The organism is Shewanella acanthi, assembly GCF_019457475.1.
GTDB lineage: Bacteria > Pseudomonadota > Gammaproteobacteria > Enterobacterales > Shewanellaceae > Shewanella > Shewanella acanthi.
In genome coordinates this window covers 3,645,324-3,666,629 of record NZ_CP080413.1, presented here as the reverse complement: position 1 = coordinate 3,666,629, position 21,306 = coordinate 3,645,324, and the positions used below count along the sequence as shown (strand labels likewise).

Sequence of the window (21,306 nt, the reverse complement as noted above, 5' to 3'; positions counted from 1 at the left end):
CGCAAGCTTCAATCAATTATCCTAAATACTGACGACGACCCTGCACATAGGCGTAGATCAGCTCGCTGATACTCTGGCCTACTTCTTTAAGACCAGCCTCCATTCCCACCTCATGACAGCTTGGTGCTGCTTCGGCTAAGTGTAAATAGGCGCATGGGCAGTTGCGAGCTATGTAACTAACATAATGGGCTGCATCAAGAAGTGGAATCCCTGCCGCAGTCGATGCGCTACTAGGCATTTTGGCAATGGCATCAACATCGAGTTCTAGCCCCACTGGCAAGCTGGTGCTATTCAACTTATCGGCAATCTCATGCAGCGCTTGGGTTAAGGTCATTTCACGGCGAACCCAAATTTGTTGCAGACTATGCCAAGTGCCACCAAATTCGGTCAGCTGCTGCAGATTCGCTTCACTGTTTTTTAATTCGTGAAGACCTAATACATGGTAGCTACCTAATGCGCCGTGGCTGGCGGCATAACTGAATCCATTGCCGCTGTGGCGACCTTCGAGCAGGCGAAAATCGCTGTGGGGATCAAGGTTTACCGCTGCCACTTGGCGCTGGTAATGGGCGTAAGTTGCCATGAGTAAGCCATAGGCATTGTTATGGCCGCCACCAATGAGGATGGGCTCGAGTCCTGCCGCCATAATGGCCGTGACTATCCTGATCACGCGCTCATCTAAACGCTCGACCGCTTGGCGCAGGCTTTCAACACTGGCCTCAGTACTTTGCAGTTGTAAATCCTCCGTGTGGACTTGGCCTAAAATCAGACATTCAGCCCCCGACAGAAATCGATTCGATTGCAAATTGAGCCATTGGCGCATGCTAGTGGTGAAGGCATCGGTTGCACCTCCACGACCAAGGTTTGCCCGTGGGCCTATGTCCTCGCCAACGCCCAAAATGGCAAACTGAGCCCCATGTGCTTTAGCGATAGCAAGAATGGTATCAAGAGAGTGTTCGTGATTAGCTAAATGTACACACTGGCCAATTTTAGTTTCGCCTGCTCTAGGGCTAACGAGACTGGTCACATCGGCTTGAGTAAAGGGGATAAATTCGAGCATGGGTGAGAGATTTCTTATCGGGCCAAAGACAGCTCATTGTGGCGCAGCCAAGGGCCAATATTCAATGGTGCTAAGCTAAAAATAGGCAATAAAAAAGCCAGCTTAGCTGGCTTTCTTGTCGACAAATTTGTGTTACTCGATATCGAGTGGCTCAGGTGAAAGAATAATGCCAGTGTTATCGGCATAGATATGATCACCAGGTAGGAAGGTCACGCCACCGAAGTTAACGGGAATTTCCACTTCGCCAACTGAGTTACCATCGGCACCAACAGGAATAGAAGCTAGGGCTTGGATACCAATATCAAGTTCCTCAAGGGCATCCACATCACGCACAGAACCGTAAACGATAATACCTTCCCAGTTATTGCTAACGGCAATTTCAGCGATAGCTGCATCGATAAGTGCTCGGCGCAGTGAACCACCACCATCGACCAGTAAGACTTTACCTTGGCCATCTTCTTGTAAGACTTCGGCGATTAAGCCGTTATCTTCAAAACACTTGATTGTGCTGATGGAACCACCGAAAGAGCTACAACCACCATAATTACTGAACATGGGCTCAACAACATCGACGACATCTAAGTACATGTCACATAGTTCTGAGGTGTTGTATTCCATATTTACACTCCTATTGATCTGCTTTGCGTACAGTTTAGCGAGTTTACGTCAGTATAAAAGGGATTGATGAAAAGAAAAGTGTTATCAATCACGGTATTGATGCACTTTTGAACTTAGCACCCCTGTAGTAAAATTTCTATATCTGGCGATTTATTATCCTTTGAGCTTGATTTAAGTCATCTAATAACGGTTTTTTATTACAACTCTTATTCTGGATTTGTTATTATATACGAACACTGAGTTTTATTATTTAACTAAATTGCTTTGGGGCACGGATCCCCCGTTATGCCTATGGACGGTATAGGGTCTTTGAGAGGTGCCTGTGGAAGCTTTAAACACTGTTGAAATTATTGGTTATATGGCTTCTGTCATGGTTGCGATTTCGCTCATGATGAAGAACATCGTTTGGTTGAGATGGTTAAACTTCGTTGGTTGTTCGCTGTTTGTCATCTATGGCGTATTTATTTCAGCTTGGCCAGTAGCTGGTATGAACGCTTTTGTAGCTTGTATTAACATCTACCACCTGACTAAAATTTACCGTGCAAAAGGTGTCGAAGCGGCTACCGCTTAAGCCCTAATAAACAGTCCGATAGGTGTCGCCTTTATAGAGCGTTAGGGCGACACGCTGTTTTAACCCCATTGTTTACCTTCTTTCTTGATTTTCCCGCCACACATTTATTTTATTGGCTGTCATAAAACTTTAGGTTCTATGTCACTTGCCTGTCATCGGCGCTTTTTAGTCTCTATTTATCTCTCGTTTTTGGCCGTCGACGGCACCATTCTATCGTGGACTGCGTTGGTAAAATTTGCCTGAGTGCTGAGCGCTGTCGAAAGAATGTATCGATAAACATCACAGTAATACTCGCAGGGAAACCTGCAAGGAGTCTGTTTTATGTTGAGCTACATTAATGATTTAGATAAGAGGCTGTTTTTTCTTGTAGTCGATTTGAGTCAAAAACACCGTTGTAACAATCTCGCTAAACGTATTTCTGCCACAGGAGACGGCCCACTTTACTTGTATTTCTCGGTGGGATTGTTATTAACCCATGGACAGGGACAGGCCTTTTTTAACTTGATGTTGGCCAGTTTTTTAATCGAGTTACCGCTGTATTTACTCCTCAAAAATAGTATTCGCCGCATGCGTCCATGCTATGCCTTGGCTGGGGTTGAGGTTGGCTTTAAACCTTCTGATCGCTTTAGTCTTCCTTCTGGACATACGGCCGCTGCTTTTGTGACGGCGACTTGTATGCTCCAGGTTTACCCAGTTGCAGCGCCTTTGGCTTACCTATGGGCACTTTGTATTGGTGGTTCACGTATCGCCCTTGGGGTGCATTATCCCTTGGACATAGTGGCGGGTGCAGTATTGGGAATGGGCGCGGTGTGGTTAGTAAACCCAGTGATATAGTCGCAATAAAAATGGATGAGCACTCTTTACTGGTGGCATTGATGCTAATGAATTAAAGGACAATTAATGCGAATTCTTTATGGGGTGCAAGGCACTGGCAATGGTCATTTGAGCCGAGCAAGAGTCATGGCTAAGGCGCTGCTTAAGCAAAACATCCATGTGGATTTTTTATTTTCAGGGCGAAGGCCAGAGCAATTTTTCGATATGGACTGTTTTGGCGAATATCGGGTGCAGCAGGGAATGACCTTTGCGACTCAATCGGGCAGGATAAATCTTTCGCAAACCGTTAAACAAAATTTGTCGTTATCACTGTTAAGGGATATTCAAGCTCTTGATTTGCATTGCTACGATCTCGTACTGAATGACTTTGAGCCTGTCTCAGCCTGGGCGGCTAAAAACCAAGGAATACCGTCAATCGGTATTAGTCATCAAGCTGCTTTGACTCACCCAGTGCCTAAGCTTGGCAGTTCTTGGTTTAATGAATTGTTACTTAATTACTTCGCGCCAGTGGATGTGGCTTTGGGTTGTCATTGGCATCATTTTGGTTTCCCTATTTTGCCGCCATTTGTTGAAGTCGAATCCTGTAGCATCGAGCACAGTCATCAGATTTTGGTGTATTTACCCTTCGAAGATCCTGATGTCATCGCCGAATTTTTTCAATCCTTCAGCAATTATCAATTTCTGGTTTATCACGCCGAGCTGCCCACAAAAGCGCTTGCCGACAATATTCAGTGGTACGGTTTTAGCCGTGATGGTTTTAAGCTCCACCTTGCTGGTTGCGGCGGTGTTATTGCCAATGCAGGATTTGAATTGTCGAGTGAAGCCTTAACCCTAGGGAAAAAACTCTTAGTTAAGCCCTTGATTGGTCAGTTCGAGCAGTTATCGAATGTGGCGGCATTGCAGTTACTTGGAGCGGGAGACAGTATGATGAGTTTAGATAGCGCTACCGTGAAACGTTGGCTCAAGGCCGCATCTCCCGAGCCTATTGCTTACCCGCAGGTGGGGCATGCGTTAGTGAACTGGATTAAAGGTGGTCAGTGGCAAAATGTTCAACCTTTGTGTCAGGAACTTTGGAGTCAGGTTAAACTGCCTGACACTTGGCGTTAAGCATGATAAATCAGAACCTGAAAAGCGCCTGAGACACTAGCTGGGCGTATGGGCTTAGCGTATAATTTCGCCAACTTTGCTGTTAGCCCTTTCAGCACACCTTTGTAGGCCTAGCCTGGCCGTTGATTATGTTGTTATAAATGAGCCTGAAGAAGTTTACTCAGTACAAGCTACTGTTCTTAATGTTATTGGCCCTCGGCATTTTACTTCCATTTATTCCCGATAGACCCTACCACTTACCTGGGGCGGACATTGCTACTCAGAATATGCATGTCATTGAATTTAATGATCATGGAAAACCCCATATCGAAGCACAATGGCAGGGTTTACAGGCGCGTATTGAGCAACCAAACAATGGTGTTGCACCTGAACTACTGATTTTTGTCCATGGCTGGCACCATAGCGCTAATCCTAAGGATGATAATTTCATTGCTTTTGAGCAGTTTTATCAACAAATGGCGGCTATGGACTCGCAGCGTAATTTGCTTGGTCTTTATGTTGGCTGGCGTGGGGACAAATTGGATCCTTTTTGGCTCGATGGTTCCGATGACCCGACGAGTTGGATTGAACCCTTAGATTTTCCAACCATTTTGCAACGTAAAGCGGTGGCAAAACACATAGGCCAAACTGGCTTATCCGAACTGTTAGATAGACTTGATGGACTGGTGAAAGAACAGAAATTATCTCGTTACACTGTGATTGGTCATAGCCTGGGTGGCTTAATGGTGCTGCATGCTAGCAAAGACAGAATTAAGCACGCCATCGATACTGAACAGGATAATCCTAATCTATTCTTGCTGTTAAATCCTGCCGCTCCCGCGAAGGATTTTAAACCGCTCGATACCTTATCAAGTGTCGATAGGCAAAAACCGAGTATGGTGGTACTGCAATCTAAGGGCGACTTTGCGGTCAAAGAGGCGTTTAATTACATCAAAGATGGCGAGCGTGCACTCGGCAATTCCTGGGCAATAACCCATGATATCGATAGATGTTCGGGCGGGAATTGTAATAAGACCATCAAAATCCCCACTGCATTGCAGGCCCACGACAACATGCCTGGTTGTATGATGACTTTGCCCAATACAGGTTGGAAAATTCGTGCTCGTCTGCAAGCACGCCGTAGCGTGCAAACATGCCAAGATGCCAATATGCAGGCCGTGTGGGTGCTGGCCGTGTCCGATGAAATTGTCTCCGGCCACAATGGAATCCTCACTCCAGATCACGCTAAAGCGCTATCTGAAGTGATGGAGATGATCGATTTATATCGCAACGAACTACCGCAGCATGCTGTTGAGGCTAGTGAAGATGCAGTTGATATAATGCAGCCATCAGACATGAATGAAATAGATGCAGAAACGGTTACCGCCACCGAGCTAGATAAGGCATCAGAGACTCCCTTACTTGAAGGTGCGTCTCTTATGGGGGTTAACGACACTGGTACAGACCGAAAGCTGTCAACTCCAGAAGATATTAAGTTTCATAACATTGATATACCGGCAACGGATGAGCAAAAACACGCTCAAGAAGCCCCTCAAGCTGACCAAACGTTGTCTGATGCAAAAAACTCACAAGAGTAAGGTGATCAGATAAAGTAATTCAGTTATTCAAATAAATGAGTCTCAACTAAAAAAGTTGAGACTCATTAAGATATCGAAATGGCCATAGACCAATAGCGGCAGGGTTGTAAGAGATCTTAAAAAACACAAAGAGTTTATTCGCCGCAGATTGCTTGTGTCTGCTGTTGACATTGTTGCTCAGTATCTTCTTCCGAATTCGCTCCTAAACAAAAATCGAGTCTCAGCGTCCTTTTTTCCGCAGCTTGGTTTGTCGAAGATCTCGGTGTCCATTTCCATTCTTTCACCATTTTTTTGGCATACTTTCCTAGATCTCTGTGGGGAATAGAGTTGATGACTTCGACATTTTCAGTGTGTCCAGACTCAGAAATATCGAAAGATAGTACAGTTTAACCTCTGATTTTCGCCTTCGCTAATTCTATAGGGTATAAAGGGGTCTCTTTATTCGAACGTTCCCAGATGAATGCCTCTGTTGGTTTAACATTAGTTACTTGAACATCCCCGAAGATTTTGAGAGTTTTTGCTGAAACGGTGCTTGTGGCCGTTAAAAAGGTAAGAGCAATAAAAGCTAAATATTTCATCAAACACTCCTTGTGATTCTAGTCAATATCCATTTTGCATAAGTAAGTGCTTAGCAAGCATGTTGTTATAACTTATCAGATATTAAGAGTTTTTTTGATATGTTTTTATCGATTTTTTCGTCGCATGTGCAAGCAGTATAGAAGCAGCAAAGAGAGCTGTAGACTGACAATCATCCAAGTTGAATATTCATGTTGATGGTAAAAGGCGAGTGCTGGGGCGATTTCATTGCGAATCAATACAGGTCCTAAACCAAACAAGCAGACCCAGAGGCTGGTGGCGAGGATATTGCCGATGATAAAGGGTTTTAATGGCATCTCGGCTAGGCCGCAGCCAATAAACATAAATTGCTTGAGTCCTTCGATAAAGCGGCTAATAACTAGAGCGGTAATGCCATAGCGGTCGATGCTGTTATGAAGCTTTGCTTCAAGATTAGGTTTTATCCAACCCTTATCACGTAATAGATGGCCAAAACGCCTACCCAAAAAGTATCCCACGCTGTTTCCCGTGAGTGCGGCTAAGGCGGCAACGGTTATTACTAAGGCTAGTGACATATCTCCCGTTGTAGAGTTAAGGCTGGCGACAATTAACAGCGATTGGCCTGGCGCTGGAATACCAAAACCCTCTACCGCGATGGCAATAAATAGCAGCAGATAACCGTACTGGCTTAGCCAAGGGGTCATTTCATTGATGATATGTTGTAGGGCTTCAGGCATTAAGCTGTGTGGTAGCGATTGTCAGATTTGGACTTAGCTTAGCCGTGTTTTGAGATGGAGGACGAGTTTTTACATAAGGATTCATCTGCAGTTTAATCTGGCTTTAGCTCGCGATGAAACTCGAACATAGGAAGAATGGTGGCTTAGATAAGACGTGTAGCATGCAGTACGATTCTAGTTAAGCGATAGGCAATAAAAAGCCGAACTGTGTTCGGCTTTTTATCAGACAGTTAGCTAAGCGCTTTTTGATTAAGCGAATGCAGCTTGTAGTTGTGGCACAACTTGTTTCTTACGGCTTAATACGCCATCTAACCATACTTTGCCATCGACAGGTGTTTTTCCGTAGGCGCGGTTAACCAGATCGGCATCGTCAGAAATCACTAACAGTTCAGAGCCTTCTTTCATGATGTCGGTCAGCAGTAACAATACGCTGTGACGGTTGCCCTCAGCCTTCAGTGCTTTGATATCGGCTTCAAGTTCAGCTTTGATGCTGTCAAATACAGACAGATCAATCACTTCTAACTGACCGATACCCACTAAGTTACCGTTCATGTTGAAGTCTTTAAAATCGCGCATCACGAGGTCACGGGCTGGAGTGCCTTCAACGGCAGACTTCACTTTGAACATTTCCATGCCCAGCGCTTTGAAGTCTTCAACGCCCGCGATTTCGGCTAAGGCTTCAACGCAGCGGATATCAGCAGTGGTGCAGGTAGGTGATTTGAAGATCACTGTGTCGCTCAGGATGGCGCACATCATGATGCCAGCGATGTTTTTAGGGATGGCAACTTGATGGAAGTCGTACATCATTTTGATCACAGTGTTGCTGCAACCTACTGGGCGGATCCAGCATTCTAACGGTGTATCTGTCGTTAGATCGCCTAATTTGTGGTGATCAACGATACCAACGATAGTCGCTTGAGCGATATCGTCCGGCGCTTGAGTCAGTTCAGAGTGGTCAACAATGTAAACTTGCTCGCCAGCATAGCTGGTTTTGTATTCTGGGGCTTCGAAGCCAAAACGCTCCAGAATAAAGGCGGTTTCTGGTGATAATTCACCTAAACGTGCGGCAACGGCTTCTTCACCGATTTGGTTTTTTAAATAAGCTAACGCGATAGCACCGCAGATTGAATCAGAATCGGGAATTTTGTGACCGACAACGTACATAGGCATTTGGGGAACTCTCCTTTAAATTTGTGGCAATTTTAACAATATTTCGCCAGATTCGGAAATAGCCAAAGCGCATATGGGGCGGCTTTGACAAGCTATTGTGCTCAAAATGTGTGCTTAAAATGCCCTGTCACTTTCGCAAATGGGCGAGGTCACTTAAACAAGTGCAGGTTTTAGTCTTCAACCTTTACCTTGATCACGACTTTACGCACCTGTGTGGCATTGTCGCCAGCGCCCGGCATATGGATATCGCCAGGGAAGAATAGCGCGAACATACCCGCTTTGAGTTTTACAAAAGAAGCGTCGGCTTGGTTCGAGTCATAATCGAAGTTGGCGTAGTCGTGTTTATCAAAATAAGGCTTAGATGGTATTTGATCGGCTAATGGCAGATAACCGAATTCTTCTTCACCGCTGTAAACGTATTGCACATCGATATATTTTCTATGAACTTCAAATGGTTGTGTTTCTTTTGGCTTAGTTTGATAGTCATTGACGATAACAAAGATATTGTCACCATCAAGGGGATAGTTACCCACGGGAAGCTGACTGAAATCGGTCGCAGCTAAGTGCTCTAACGCCATGGTAATACGTGGATTTAACGACTGATAAATCTGGCGATTTGCTAAGGTATCGACAATCATGGGGTACTCGATATTAATAAGCGGAAACAGTTGCCGCGATTATAAACTCTTCACACCCCATAAGGCATCCAATATCAGTTTTTTCGATTTAGCGTCTTGCGGGATTTATCGGTCAGTTGTTTATTGCAGACCGCATGCATGCTTTAATTTGGCTATCAAAGGCTAATTTAGGGTGTGCACTTGTCTGCTTTACGTTTTCTCGCGGGTTCCAGCGCTTTTAACATTTTGACTGAGCAGGGGCTTAAGGCCGAACATTTTAGCCAATTACTGGCCGCATCCGGCGGGCCTAAATGGCTGGGGATTGCAGGTCTCGATAAATACCTTTTCAGTGAGTTTTTTAAGGATAGAAAAACGCCCTTATACACCCTAGGAGCATCATCGGGCGCTTGGCGTTTGGCCTGTCTTGCGCAAAATGATCCACTCAAAGCCTATGCTCGGTTAGAGGCGTTTTATATTGGCCAGCGTTATGAAACCCTCCCGACGCCTGCAGAGGTCAGTGAGCAGGTATCAGGCATTGTTGAAAATATTTTAGGTGATAGTGGTGCAGCCGAAATTGCGAATAATCCGCATATTCACAGCCACTTAGTGGTTTGCCGCGCTAAGCATTTAAACAAGTTCAAACATAAATTGCCCTTAGTGGCGGGGCTGGCAATCACAGCTGCAACGAATCTTTTGAGTCGTAAAACCCTTAACTGGCATTTTGAGCGACTTATTTTTAGTCAGCAGCAGAGTGCTTCGCCCTTTATGCAGCTAACTGATCTTAAAAGTCAGCAGGCAAAACTTACCGAAAGTAATATGAAATCAGTGATGTTAGCGACGGGCTCGATTCCCTTAGTGCTGGCACCTGTCGAGCGCATTGAAGGCGTTGAAGATAGTAAATACTATGATGGCGGGATCACCGACTATCATTTCGACTTTCCGCTTTCGCATGCACCGGGTTTAACCCTGTATCCGCATTTTTATCCCCATATCAGTCCCGGCTGGTTCGATAAATCCTTATCTTGGCGCCGTACCCACCGCAATTATCATAATGCGCTCGTGCTGGCACCATCTGCCGAGTTTGTGGCTTCATTGCCCTATGGGAAAATCCCCGATCGTGAAGATTTTAAAAAGCTCGATACGACCGCAAGGATGAAATACTGGCGCGCTTCGGTGGCCCTAAGCGAGCGCCTTGCCGATGAGTTCGCCGAGGTAGTTGCTAAGGGGAATGTGGCTTCGATACTTGAGCGTTTCTAAGCAATACATTGCCTAAAGATTAAAGATCTTTTTTGCACTCAGCAGCTTTAGGAAGGAAATTATTTCACCTGCTACACTCTAACGTATTAAGGAATTCGGATGTTTTTTGACCGTTTCCTTCTAAGAGTGGGCAGGAGGTTGCTATGCAAACACGAGAAATGGCGTTAATCATACGCGATGCCTTGTTGCTGCCACAGGGAAGGATTGAGGTACGCATCATTGAGCCTGGACAACTTCGTATGGTCGCAGATGTGCTTAAAGGTAAATATGAATTGGCCTTTGCCGCGATGAAACCGAGCGGCACGCCGCCCTGTTATTCCCATGCGACCCAATGTGAAATTATCGATTTTAATCAGCTGGATGACGATACCCTGAGCATAGTGCTCGAAGGCAAGCAACGGGTGAGCATTCTGTCTGCGGCGCAGACCAAGGATAAACTTTGGATGTCGCGCACCTTGCCCTGCCAGAACTGGCAGGAAGAACCCATAAGGGGCGAGTTTGAACTGATTAGCGCCGCACTCGAGCAGTTCTATGAGGTCAACCCCGAACTGCTGGAGCTCTATACCCAAGTGCACCTTGAAGATGCCGCTTGGGTAAGTCAGCGCTGGCTCGAAGTGCTGCCCATGTACAATCGCGACAAGTTGGTACTGGTCAATCAGCCTGATTGTCACAAAACCATGGACTTTGTGCTGCAGCTGATTAAGTCCCATGTGGACTGAAAAAGCGCACAAAGGATAAAATAGCGGCTCATCATACTTGCTACTATTTTAGTGGCCATTATATTAGTAGCCGTTATTTTTGATATGACACAATCTGCCCGCGCCGCCCAACCTTCATTCGTCGTGCTTCCACTGGACGTCGTCGACAAGCCTACTGTCTTTTCCTACCTGATAAGCCACTATGATCACATAGGTGAGGCGGTATGGCGCCAACGAATTCTCGATGGCAAAGTGCATTGGCAGGACGGCAGTCTTATCGATTTAGAGACGCCCTATCGCCCAACCGCGAGGGCATATTATTACCGTGAAGTGCCGATTGAGGCCAAAATTCCCTTTAGCGAGAAAATTCTCTACCAAGATGACAATATCATCTTGGCCTATAAGCCTCATTTTTTGCCTGTGACTCCAAGCGGCGATTTTGTGAATGAATGCCTTATCCATAGATTAAGGCTCAGTACGGGCATTGATACTATCGCTCCTGCCCATAGGTTAGATAGAGAAACCGCAGGGGTTATCCTGCTAACCACTCGCCCAGAGACTCGCCACGTATATCATCAGTTATTTATCGATGATGCGATTCGTAAACACTATCAAGCGATTGCTAAGCTGACGCCCGAATTAATAGCGCAGCTTCAGCGCGGTGACTTAACCCTGCCGCTTCATTGGACGGTTAAAAATCGCATGCAGCGCAGTGAGCCGAGTTTTACCATGAAGGTGGTCGATGGCGAAGCCAATACCCATTCGGAAATCAGTCTGGTTGAGCTTAACGGGGAGATGGGGCTATTTCATTTAAGCCCGATTACCGGTAAGACCCATCAATTGAGAGTGCATATGCAAAGCTTAGGCATGCCACTGCTAAATGACAGGTTTTATCCTCTGCTATTACCCAAGGGGCCAGATAATTTTGCCGAGCCGCTAAAACTGTTAGCTAAGCGGCTACGTTTCACCGATCCATTATCGGGAATTGAGCACGATATGCAGTGCGACGGTTTTAGCTTCAAACAATCACAAGTGAAGTAAGGGTTAAGTCGCCTTATGTTTAATGCGAATCTAAATATGCAAAACGAGTCTTTGGGTTGAAACCCAATCAAGGCTGTGGGGATAAGTGATGGTCAAAATATTAGGGACAAGCCTGCAGGCGCCAAATCAAGTGGCGCTGCTGAGGATCCTTGGGCTTATGTTGCAAATAGGTTTAACCCTCTTCGCCGCCGACACCTTTGGCCTGAGTCTGCAGATGCAGCCGCTAATGTGGGTTTTTGTGCTTGAGTCGCTGTTTTTAGCACTCACACTCGTTTGGCGTCACTCTTTGTTTGCCAATGAAAGCGGCCTGTTTGTTGCCCTGACTATCGATAGTCTACTTTGGATTTCTTGGCTGTATTTTTCAGGTGGCGCGACTAATGCCTTTATCTCTCTGCTTTTAGTGCCAATAGCACTTAGTGCATTAACGCTGCCAGCTTGGGCGCCATGGCTATTAACCGTCATTTCGACCAGTGCTTATACGGGGATGATAGTGCAGGTGGTGCAAGCGCATATACACCACCAAGGGATGGAGATGAGTTCCCATTATTTTGGGATGTGGTTTAACTTTGTGATTTCATCGTTAGTGCTTACTACCAGTGTGTCATTGATTAATAAAAAGATCCGTAAGCGCGATACCCAAATCGCTTTTATGCGTGAAGGGCAATTAAGGCAGGAGCAACTTTTAGCCTTAGGCACTGTCTCGGCGCAGATGGCGCACCAGTTGGCTACACCACTCTCTACTCTTCGATTATTGCTCGACGAGCTAAAAGAAGAGCAAAATCAAGCCGTAATCACCTTAGATGAAATGGACGTCGCACTTGGCCGATGTGAGCACACACTCACGGAATTGCGCTTAGCGACAGAATCCATTCGAGACCGCCGCCAGCATCCGATAAGGTTGAATGAGCTGGTGGACGGCTTAAAGCTTAAGACGCAACTTTTGATGCCGCAGGCAGAGCTTCATTGGCAGCAAGTTCATCATGAGTTACTTAAGCAACACGTGGTGATGGCGGATATGAGTTTGATGCCTGCGATTATGGCCTTAATTGAAAATGCGGCCCGTGCAAGTTCAGAATCCATAGGTACAGCGAAGGTTGACTTAAATTTTGAGATAGTGGCAAATGAAAGCCACTGTTATCTGCAAGTGCGTGATTATGGCGTGGGCATAGCACCTGAATTATTACCCCAGCTCGGGTCGCTATTGATTGAAAACCCAAAGGGATTGGGAATGGCATTGTTGTTAAGTCATTCCAGCTTTGAGCGCCTAGGGGTGGAGTTAATCCTTGCTAATCATCCACAGGGTGGAACGCTGGCGCAGATCCGCTTTTCACTGCTCTCGACTGAGGCGATTAATCACGACGGTGAGACAGCATGAAACGCCTATTAATCATCGAAGACGACCAAGCCCTAGCGGCCATTTTAGCAAGACGGCTCACTCGCCATGGATTTGAATGTCGCCTTTGCCACGATGCTAGCCAAGCCGTCGCTCAGGCAGAGGTATTTTCCCCAAGCCATATTCTGCTGGATATGAAACTTGCGCAGGCCAATGGTTTAAGCCTAATCGCGCCGCTGCGTAAATTATTACCCAAGGTGGTGATGGTGCTGCTCACGGGCTTTGCCAGTATTGCGACTGCGGTAGAGGCCATTCGCCTTGGCGCCGATAATTATCTTGCAAAGCCTGTGGATACTCAGACCCTGCTCAATGCGCTGGAGATGGAAATTCAATCTAGCGTGTCAGAGGATGAAATCGATGATTCGCCACTGAATCCTAAACGCTTAGAGTGGGAGCATATTCAGCAGGTATTGAACGCCAATCAGGGCAATGTGTCGGCTACAGCAAGGCAGCTTGGCATGCACCGCCGAACCTTACAACGCAAGCTGCTTAAGAAACCCGTGGGTGAAACGGGTGGAACTAAGTAGGTGCAATTAAATAGCTACTGTTAGATAAGCACTATTAAATCGAAAGTCAGAAATAAACAGACGCTAGAAAGAATGAAGCACTGGCTAGCCAGTGCTTAGTTTATATGATGAGTCGAACTTCAGTTAGTTGTACTTAATGTTCATCGAAATCAATGGCTCACGCGAGGCTTTTTCGGCGCGTAGGCGTGCTAAATATTTTTCCCAAAGGTCAACCTGATGGGTGGCGAGATCGTAAAGCACCTTCCACGAAAACAGTCCGGTATCGTGGCCATCGTCGAAGACAATCTTCACCGCGTAATTCCCTACCTGCTCAATCGCATTGATATTGACGTCTTTCTTATGGGTCACCAGTTTTGGGTTGCCATGACCGTGCACTTCCGCCGATGGCGAGTACACCCGTAACATTTCACAGCTGAGTTGATGCTGCTCACCGTTATCGAAGGTGATTTCGAGAATACGCGATTTACGTTTGAGCTTAAGATCGATGACGTTAGGAGTCGAAGTTGTCATAGCGGGTCGCCTGAAATGCTAGAACTATAAATACTAAAACTGAAAAACTCAGTGTTGTCGCTAACTAATATAACAGTCAATAATGAAAAGCGGCTAGGGATACTGAGTATTCTCCCTAGCCGCAGTCACATTTTGGCAATCGAGTCGGTATTTAAGATACTGAATCTATCGCTTCAGTTAGAGGATGAAGCGGCTTAAATCTTCGTCCTGTACCAAGATATCTAAGTGAGCACTCACATAGTCGGCATCAATCACGAATGAGCTGCCAGACTTGTCAGAAGCGTCATAGGAGATATCTTCCATGAGCTTTTCCATCACAGTGTGCAGGCGGCGTGCGCCAATATTTTCGGTGCGCTCGTTGACCTGCCATGCTGCTTTTGCAATGCTTTCAATGCCCGACTCGGTAAACTCAACGGTCACGCCTTCGGTCGCCATCAGCGCCACATATTGCTCGGTGAGTGAAGCGTGTGGCTCGGTTAATATGCGTTTGAAGTCATCGGCTGACAGTGCATCTAACTCAACACGAATTGGCAGACGGCCCTGTAGCTCTGGGATCAAGTCCGAGGGTTTTGCCATCTGGAATGCGCCAGAGGCGATAAACAGAATATGGTCGGTTTTCACCATGCCGTGTTTCGTGCTTACAGTACAGCCTTCAACTAAAGGCAGTAAGTCGCGCTGCACGCCTTCACGGGATACGTCGGGGCCTGAGGTTTCGCCGCGCTTACAGATTTTGTCGATTTCATCGAGGAACACAATGCCGTGTTGCTCAACTAATTCAATGGCTTGCTCTTTTAAGTCTTCCTGATTAACTAGCTTTGCCGCTTCTTCTTCGATCAATTGCTTAAAGGCTTCTTTGATCTTCATCTTGCGACGTTTTGCAGGTGCTTGTCCCATGTTTTGGAACAGACTTTGGAGCTGATTGGTCATCTCTTCCATGCCGGGAGGCGACATAATTTCGATACCGACCTGCGGCTGAGCCACTTCGATTTCGATTTCTTTATCGTCTAATTGGCCTTCACGCAGTTTTTTACGGAAGATTTGACGGGTGTTTGAATTAGAGTCGTTCTCAGAGCTGTCCCACTCGTTTTTCGGTTTTGGCAGCAGGGCATCGAGAATGCGCTCTTCGGCGTGCTCTTCGGCGCGCTGACGGCATTTGCTCATTTGCTGTTCGCGAGTAAGTTTGATGGCGATATCGGTTAAATCACGGATGATTTGCTCGACTTCCTTACCCACATAACCCACTTCGGTAAACTTGGTGGCTTCAACTTTGATAAAAGGCGCGTTAGCAAGCTTTGCTAAACGGCGGGCAATTTCAGTTTTACCAACACCGGTTGGGCCAATCATCAGAATGTTTTTTGGGGTGACTTCCTGACGGAAATCCGCATCTAGCTGCATGCGACGCCAGCGGTTACGCAGGGCAACGGCAACGGAGCGTTTCGCCTTTTTCTGGCCAATAATGTGTGCATCCAGCTCGTGGACAATCTCACGTGGGGTCATTTCAGACATAATCTTCCTCGCGCCCTGTTAGTAATTAAGTTCTTCAATGGTTTTGAATTGGTTGGTAAATACGCAAATATCACCTGCGATAGTCAGTGACTTTTCCGCGATTTCCAGGGCAGATAATTCGGTATTTTGCAGCAGGGCTAGTGCGGCTGCCTGGGCATAGTTACCGCCCGAGCCAATCGCAACTAAGTCATGTTCTGGCTGAACCACATCACCGTTACCTGTGATGATAAGTGATGCTTCAGCATCGGCAACCACCAACATAGCTTCAAGCTTGCGTAGCATACGATCGGTACGCCAATCTTTAGCCAGTTCTACCGCCGAACGTAACAGGTGGCCTTGGTGCATCTCAAGTTTGGCCTCGAAACGCTCGAATAAGGTAAAGGCATCAGCGGTGCCGCCTGCAAAACCGGCCAACACTTTGTTGTGATATAAGCGACGCACTTTTTTGGCGTTACCTTTCATCACGGTATTGCCTAGGGAGACTTGGCCATCGCCGGCGATGACAACTTGATTATTACGGCGTACAGAAACGATAGTGGTCACAATGAATCCTCTTCTCTTGCCCGCGCTGACTTAAGCGAGCGCTGGATGATGCATTAAATATGGGGATGGAAGTTAGGAATTCAAGGCATTTGCCTAAACAAGCGTAGGAGTGGATAGGCAATTGATTGCTTTATTAGCAGAGCAATCAAATCGATACACATAGTAAATATTCAATAGAGCAGCATTGGTTAATTCCAAGACTGCGCTACGGCATCCGCTAGCGGTAGGGTGTCACAGAAAGCGTTATCAGCTGCGCATGGCGAGCATAGCCCAAGCGCGGCGGCCTTGTTCTAGCACTAGTCCAGCGGCGAGTCCTGCGGCGGCATTGATGGCGATGCTTGTAATCGCGGTGACTAGGATGACGGCAATACAGAAGGGTTTGCCATCGACTAGGCGTTTAGACCAAGCTAATTGCATGCCGCCAATGGTGAGTAAACTCCCCAGAATCGCCAATGGAATGAGGCTTAATAGCCAGGCAATTTGATTATTCCAGAGGAGCGATAATAAAAGGCAACCGCTGCCAAAAATAAGCGGCGCGATATACGTGCGGGCACCAAAGTGATATTGCACCGCGAGGCCGCCAGCCCCATGGCACATGGCCGTCGCGCCAAAGGGGGAAAGCAGCAAATTGGCAAGACCTGAGGTGATCGCAAAGTTTTTTGGGGTGAGCTTGGCGTTATCCTCGGGGAATTTTTCCCGCGCCATTACGGAAGTGGCAATCACGGCATTCGTGAGGGTCAACGCGAGTTGCGGTAACACTAAAAGTAACGCCGCAGCACTCCACTCCTCCGTTGTCGGCCAACTGAAATGTAAAGGTGCGCTGATGGCTTGTATTTCGAAACTGGCCACTCCTGCATGTTCACCTGTAGTGGCCTGCCATATCATGCCTGCGGCAATAACCAGCGGCATAGCAAGGTAGCGCAGCGGCAGGAATTTACTGAAAAACAGTACTGCAAAAGCGCTGAGGCCCAAGGGCCAAAATTCCCCCATCATCTTGGCGCCCATCCACATCAGTTGCAGACCTATCGCTAATTGAATTCCCACACTGACGGCTTGGGAGAGTTGCCTCGCAAGCCAGGCAATCGCGCCACTAAAAGCTAAGACGAGTAAGATAATCCCCATCAGCATGGCGCTGGCCTGAAGCATTCCCGGCGTTAAGCCTTGGGCAATCACTATAGCCGCAATCACTTTCATCGGCTGAACGGGTATGGGGCGGCGATAAAACAAGGCGCTAAGAATGGCAAATAGACCAAAACCTAGGAATATTCCTTGGGGAGAAAACTGGTTAAGGGCAATTAACCCCAGCACTAGGGGGAGAAAGGTGCCTAGATCGGCGAAGGCGCCGCTGGTTTCACCAAGAATACGATTAATAGGTTGTGAAAGGCTGTTATTGGAGGTTTTGCCCGAATTCATAAAGGTTGCCGCAATTTTACTTAACAGGCATAACGCAAAATAAATGCCATGAAAAATAGCTTATTTTTCGGGTAAACCGAGTCAAACTACCGAATTCTAAAATGGTGTTGGACAAATTGGGGCGTTTACCCAATGAGGGATGGGCGATTTGTCTTTATTTTTTGAGATAAAAAAAGAGAGCTTAGTTTTAAGCTAAGCTCTTAATGTTTGCAGGGGGCGATGCTCGTCTATTGATGGGATAGTCGAGTGCTAGTTGTTATTGTTATTGTTGTTTGTGTTTTGGGCCTTGCTTGTTTTTCATCGGATCGCCTTGATATCCCAAGGCTTGCCAATCGAGGCGAGTGCCCTTGTTATGGCAGTCATTACAGTTAAGCGCCTGCTCCTTGGGTGATACCATATGGTTTATCCGCCACCACATTTCAGTGGCTGCAAAGCCATACTCGCCGCTGTACTTGAGTCCTTTTTCGAGCATGGTAGAGTTGGCTTCCATTCCTAACTTAGCCGCGAGATCCCAGTCAAAATCACTCCAATATCCGCCCTTGCCATAGGTTTTAGCGGTAATAAACACCTTAAGATTCTTATCGTAAATCTGTTTACCGGTATGAACCTTAAAGGGATAGATTTTGGCTTTAGGATCCTCAATATCGCCCATCGGATAAGTCAGCTTTGTGACGGCATTGGGATCCATCTTATCACCTGCCATGTAAGCATTAGCGGTGCCGTTGTACCAGGCGTACTGGGGCTTAACCATTTTTTCCCAGACAAAGTTCCCTTTTTTCTTCTGGTAGGTATGTTTGCCATATTGGTCAACCGACTCGGGCTTATCTTCACCCGCAGTAGACCAGTCCCAGTGCATTTTGGTGGGCTCGTTTTTGGCGAAGAATGGAATATGACAGGTTTGGCAGGCAATGGTCGCTGTGTGGGTATTTAGCTTTTTGTTGCTATGCGGCTCGCTGTCATGGCAGTTCTCACAGCCGATATGATCAATTCCGCCGGGGGAAACTCCCATGGCATTACCGGAAATTTGATGTTTTTCCGTGGTATGGCAGTTTTGGCATTGGAAGTTATTGCCATCGCTATCCATGTGCACATCGGTTGCTCTATCGGGGTAGGCCATGGAGGAGTCGAGATCCCCATGTTTTACGGCATCACCACCGCCGCCATAGAAATGGCAACTACCGCAATTATCCCGCACAGGTTCACCTACATTTTGGGCGATTTTAGCCAAATTAAGTTTGGCCATAGGTTCACCCGCACCCGCGGGATCTTTGACATAGGTGCCTGTGGTGTCGTGGCAGACTAAACAATCGACCTTGGTTTTGTCTGTAAAATCGAAGTTATTGTCCTTCCAGCCGAAGCCCGCATGGCAACTGGTGCAGCGTGGCTCGTTGCCCGATATGGAGGTACAGAAGTTATTGATGCTGTTTTTCTTGCCCCGAACGACGGCCCTATCGGGCAGCTTTTGCTCTAGCTCCCAGGTCCAGTGGGAGGTTTTCATCATGTCTGTGGCTTGTTCCTCATGGCATTTCAAGCACTCGATCGTGACTTGGGTGCCCGTAGTGAAGGGGCCTTGCAGCGCCTCTTTATGGGGATTGGCGGCCTGAGCCTGTAATGCCATGCCCACTAAGGCAAATAATATGAGTTGTTTCATGTTTATCTCCCGCCCTCGGTTAGGCCGAGGGCTGAATCGCATTAACACTGGGGTTAGAAGTTAACTGTGAGTGACGCATTGAGGTCGAATGCGGTATCGACCACTGGCAGCATTGAGTAGACGCTGCCCGCTAGCACATCATCAATTTTTTGCGGCGCACCAACGGGAGTGCCACTGCCTGTGTACTCGTAGTCGTAGTAAAGCCCCGCGAGTTTGATAAACATTTTTGGATTGATATCAAAGATGTAATACGCCTCTGCAACATGGCCACGGGTAGCGAGTTTGCTGCCTATTGGGTCATCCTGAGCTTGGGTGAAGGGCGTCCAGTATTTCGAACCATAGTTATATTCAAGGCCAAATTTACCTAAGGGGGCGGGCATTTGCATGCCGACATAAATACCGTAGCCATCCTTAGTGTCGGTATCATCACTGGTTTTAGGCACCATAATGATTTCTGTCCCTGTGTTATTTAACTCTGCTTCAAATACGGCATCGGATAACATGCCGCCGAACATGCCTGCGTTGTTATTCGGTTCGGCACGAGTCCAGCCGAGCGATGCAAACCATTTAAAATCGCTTTCTTCTTCCCGAGCAAAGCCAATTCCACCTAGGTACATATCACCAATCACGCCGCTAGGTTGCACCCGAGTGACAAAGTTAAAGTTGTCGAACTTTTGCATATCTTGGTACATGGTGGGGGCGAAGATCCCTGCCAACTGGGTTGGGAAGGCCATAGTGCCCTTAAAGCCATCGTTGATGTCTTTGGCGCCAAAGAGGGTAAATTGCAGGAAATTGGTTCCGTCATTAATGGCGTCGATATTGAAACCGCCAAGGTGGGTATCCTTAGTGATGATATCGCCAAACATCTCGCCATTGCCCCATTGGGATTCAAACCCTTGGCCATAGCAAAAACGCACGACTTGACCATCGACACCAGTGATTTCACCCAAGTTGTAACCTAGGGTTGCGCCGTCGAAGTTAAAGTTAACTAAATGGCCCGATGGAGTGCCGCCGCGAAGCTCGTTTTCACGGTAGTGACTTGGTGGGCCATAGGTTGAGGGGCGACGGCCTATGGAGAGGTAAAGTTCTGAACCGTTGATCTTTTTCCAGTCGAAGTAGGCGCGTTCGACCCTCAGCCAATCGCCGCTAGTATTACCGCTACTGGTGCCGTCCATTGTGAAGGAGCGCCACGAATCGAAGACTTGCACCCCAGTCGAGTCGCCCCAGTTTTTATACATGCTCAGGCGACCTGCAAAGCCGACGTTATCCCAAACCTTTGCCTTGAGGTTTAAGCGTAGTCGAGTGGTATAAAAAATATCGTTATCAATATCTTGAATGGTTTTTTGCGCGAGAACATAAGGCATTACGCCTTGGAGCATGCCGCTTTGGAAGGCGCCCGCAAGCTCGGGATTCGCCAGCATCATTTGCCCGAGTGGTGAGCTAGGATCGTTTGGCATCCCAAAGGCGCCTGACATGGCTTTTGCTGCAAAGTCATCGAAGTTGACTTTGATTGCGGGATTCCAGACCACATCTTGGTAATGCAGGGAGTGAGCTTTGGTTCTAAAGTCGCCTGTGATTTCGAGGCGGTCTAGTGAGGTGTGGCGCTCTGTTTTATCGACCCGGCTATTCAGTTCGTCGAGCTGCTCGGTGATATCGGCAAGCTGTTGTTTAAGCTCGGTGATTTTTTGAGTTTCAGTTTGGTCATTATTGGCAGCATAGGCTTGCGCTGACATTAACAGGGCATTGGCTACCAGTATCGAAATTAGTGTTCGCATAGGATCTCTCCTTGAGTGTTCCCTTGGCACCCGCGTGGCGTAGTGCCAAATTTACCCAATAGCAGTCCCTGAGGTGTGATCCCCATTTTCTTCGATTGGGCTTTATTATTTAGATCAGTTGGTTAGCGTAAGTATGTGTGCTGCTAGCC

At 47.0% G+C, this 21,306-nt stretch carries 21 protein-coding genes and 1 pseudogene; 9 read left to right on the top strand and 13 right to left on the bottom strand.

Going from position 1 to position 21,306, the window contains the following annotated elements; genetic code table 11:
• Positions 1 to 16: 16 nt before the first annotated feature.
• Positions 17 to 1,057 carry a formimidoylglutamase gene (locus K0H61_RS15690; protein WP_220050411.1) on the bottom strand — a complete coding sequence of 347 codons (1,041 nt, stop codon included), beginning with the start codon at positions 1,055 to 1,057 and terminating at the stop codon, positions 17 to 19.
• Positions 1,058 to 1,189: 132 nt separating this feature from the next.
• Positions 1,190 to 1,675, bottom strand: coding sequence for a ribonuclease E activity regulator RraA (gene rraA, locus K0H61_RS15685; RefSeq protein WP_220050410.1), 486 nt, complete (start codon positions 1,673 to 1,675; stop codon positions 1,190 to 1,192).
• A gap of 322 nt (positions 1,676 to 1,997) precedes the next feature.
• On the opposite strand from rraA, the gene K0H61_RS15680 reads away from it, so the two are divergent.
• From K0H61_RS15680 to K0H61_RS15665, 4 genes are all read left to right on the top strand, one after another.
• Positions 1,998 to 2,246: a uroporphyrinogen decarboxylase gene (locus K0H61_RS15680; protein WP_220050409.1), complete on the top strand. Its 249-nt coding sequence runs from the start codon at positions 1,998 to 2,000 to the stop codon at positions 2,244 to 2,246.
• Positions 2,247 to 2,567: 321 nt separating this feature from the next.
• Positions 2,568 to 3,080 (top strand): phosphatase PAP2 family protein, encoded by a 513-nt coding sequence (locus tag K0H61_RS15675; protein ID WP_220050408.1) that lies wholly within the window; start codon positions 2,568 to 2,570, stop codon positions 3,078 to 3,080.
• 66 nt (positions 3,081 to 3,146) lie between these two features.
• The gene (locus K0H61_RS15670) at positions 3,147 to 4,187 is read left to right on the top strand and encodes an MJ1255/VC2487 family glycosyltransferase (protein ID WP_220050407.1); all 1,041 of its coding nucleotides are present in this window, start codon (positions 3,147 to 3,149) and stop codon (positions 4,185 to 4,187) included.
• A 140-nt stretch (positions 4,188 to 4,327) separates the two neighbouring features.
• On the top strand, positions 4,328 to 5,764 hold the full coding sequence (locus K0H61_RS15665; protein WP_258405967.1) for a thioesterase: 1,437 nt from the start codon (positions 4,328 to 4,330) through the stop codon (positions 5,762 to 5,764).
• A gap of 134 nt (positions 5,765 to 5,898) precedes the next feature.
• On the opposite strand, the pseudogene K0H61_RS17875 reads toward K0H61_RS15665, so the two are convergent.
• The 5 genes and pseudogenes from K0H61_RS17875 to K0H61_RS15645 all read right to left on the bottom strand — a co-directional run.
• Positions 5,899 to 6,135: pseudogene (locus tag K0H61_RS17875) on the bottom strand (energy transducer TonB); the annotation flags it as partial.
• A 15-nt stretch (positions 6,136 to 6,150) separates the two neighbouring features.
• Positions 6,151 to 6,342: a hypothetical protein gene (locus tag K0H61_RS17870; protein ID WP_258405966.1), complete on the bottom strand. Its 192-nt coding sequence runs from the start codon at positions 6,340 to 6,342 to the stop codon at positions 6,151 to 6,153.
• Between the two features lie 105 nt (positions 6,343 to 6,447).
• Positions 6,448 to 7,056, bottom strand: coding sequence for a DedA family protein (locus K0H61_RS15655; protein WP_220050406.1), 609 nt, complete (start codon positions 7,054 to 7,056; stop codon positions 6,448 to 6,450).
• Positions 7,057 to 7,305: 249 nt separating this feature from the next.
• A complete protein-coding gene (locus K0H61_RS15650; protein ID WP_220050405.1) occupies positions 7,306 to 8,226 on the bottom strand; it encodes a manganese-dependent inorganic pyrophosphatase in 921 nt (306 codons plus the stop codon).
• Positions 8,227 to 8,396: 170 nt separating this feature from the next.
• Positions 8,397 to 8,864 (bottom strand): NanQ anomerase/TabA/YiaL family protein, encoded by a 468-nt coding sequence (locus K0H61_RS15645; protein ID WP_220050404.1) that lies wholly within the window; start codon positions 8,862 to 8,864, stop codon positions 8,397 to 8,399.
• A 180-nt stretch (positions 8,865 to 9,044) separates the two neighbouring features.
• On the opposite strand from K0H61_RS15645, the gene K0H61_RS15640 reads away from it, so the two are divergent.
• From K0H61_RS15640 to K0H61_RS15620, 5 genes are all read left to right on the top strand, one after another.
• Positions 9,045 to 10,100, top strand: a complete 1,056-nt coding sequence (locus K0H61_RS15640) for a patatin-like phospholipase domain-containing protein (protein WP_220050403.1) — start codon at positions 9,045 to 9,047, stop codon at positions 10,098 to 10,100.
• 143 nt (positions 10,101 to 10,243) lie between these two features.
• A complete protein-coding gene (locus tag K0H61_RS15635) occupies positions 10,244 to 10,819 on the top strand; it encodes an LON peptidase substrate-binding domain-containing protein (protein ID WP_220050402.1) in 576 nt (191 codons plus the stop codon).
• An 84-nt stretch (positions 10,820 to 10,903) separates the two neighbouring features.
• Positions 10,904 to 11,839: a pseudouridine synthase gene (locus tag K0H61_RS15630; protein ID WP_220050401.1), complete on the top strand. Its 936-nt coding sequence runs from the start codon at positions 10,904 to 10,906 to the stop codon at positions 11,837 to 11,839.
• Positions 11,840 to 11,927: 88 nt separating this feature from the next.
• The gene (locus K0H61_RS15625; protein WP_220050400.1) at positions 11,928 to 13,214 is read left to right on the top strand and encodes a sensor histidine kinase; all 1,287 of its coding nucleotides are present in this window, start codon (positions 11,928 to 11,930) and stop codon (positions 13,212 to 13,214) included.
• Entirely contained in the window at positions 13,211 to 13,759 is a 549-nt protein-coding gene (locus tag K0H61_RS15620; protein WP_220050399.1) for a response regulator transcription factor, read from the top strand. Before K0H61_RS15625 ends, K0H61_RS15620 begins: the two co-directional genes overlap by 4 nt.
• Positions 13,760 to 13,882: 123 nt before the next feature.
• Here the strand turns inward: K0H61_RS15620 and K0H61_RS15615 are convergent, their stop codons facing one another.
• From K0H61_RS15615 to K0H61_RS15590, 6 genes are all read right to left on the bottom strand, one after another.
• Positions 13,883 to 14,269: a gamma-butyrobetaine hydroxylase family protein gene (locus K0H61_RS15615; RefSeq protein WP_220050398.1), complete on the bottom strand. Its 387-nt coding sequence runs from the start codon at positions 14,267 to 14,269 to the stop codon at positions 13,883 to 13,885.
• Between the two features lie 177 nt (positions 14,270 to 14,446).
• On the bottom strand, positions 14,447 to 15,775 hold the full coding sequence (hslU, locus tag K0H61_RS15610) for an ATP-dependent protease ATPase subunit HslU (protein ID WP_220050397.1): 1,329 nt from the start codon (positions 15,773 to 15,775) through the stop codon (positions 14,447 to 14,449).
• An 18-nt stretch (positions 15,776 to 15,793) separates the two neighbouring features.
• The gene (gene hslV / locus K0H61_RS15605; RefSeq protein WP_220050396.1) at positions 15,794 to 16,318 is read right to left on the bottom strand and encodes an ATP-dependent protease subunit HslV; all 525 of its coding nucleotides are present in this window, start codon (positions 16,316 to 16,318) and stop codon (positions 15,794 to 15,796) included.
• A gap of 246 nt (positions 16,319 to 16,564) precedes the next feature.
• Positions 16,565 to 17,731 carry a putative sulfate/molybdate transporter gene (locus K0H61_RS15600; protein ID WP_220050395.1) on the bottom strand — a complete coding sequence of 389 codons (1,167 nt, stop codon included), beginning with the start codon at positions 17,729 to 17,731 and terminating at the stop codon, positions 16,565 to 16,567.
• A 262-nt stretch (positions 17,732 to 17,993) separates the two neighbouring features.
• Complete coding sequence (locus tag K0H61_RS15595) at positions 17,994 to 19,382, bottom strand: tetrathionate reductase family octaheme c-type cytochrome (protein ID WP_220050394.1); 1,389 nt, start codon at positions 19,380 to 19,382, stop codon at positions 17,994 to 17,996.
• A 53-nt stretch (positions 19,383 to 19,435) separates the two neighbouring features.
• Positions 19,436 to 21,157, bottom strand: coding sequence for a DUF3373 domain-containing protein (locus tag K0H61_RS15590; RefSeq protein WP_220050393.1), 1,722 nt, complete (start codon positions 21,155 to 21,157; stop codon positions 19,436 to 19,438).
• Between the last annotated feature and the right edge of the window lie 149 nt (positions 21,158 to 21,306).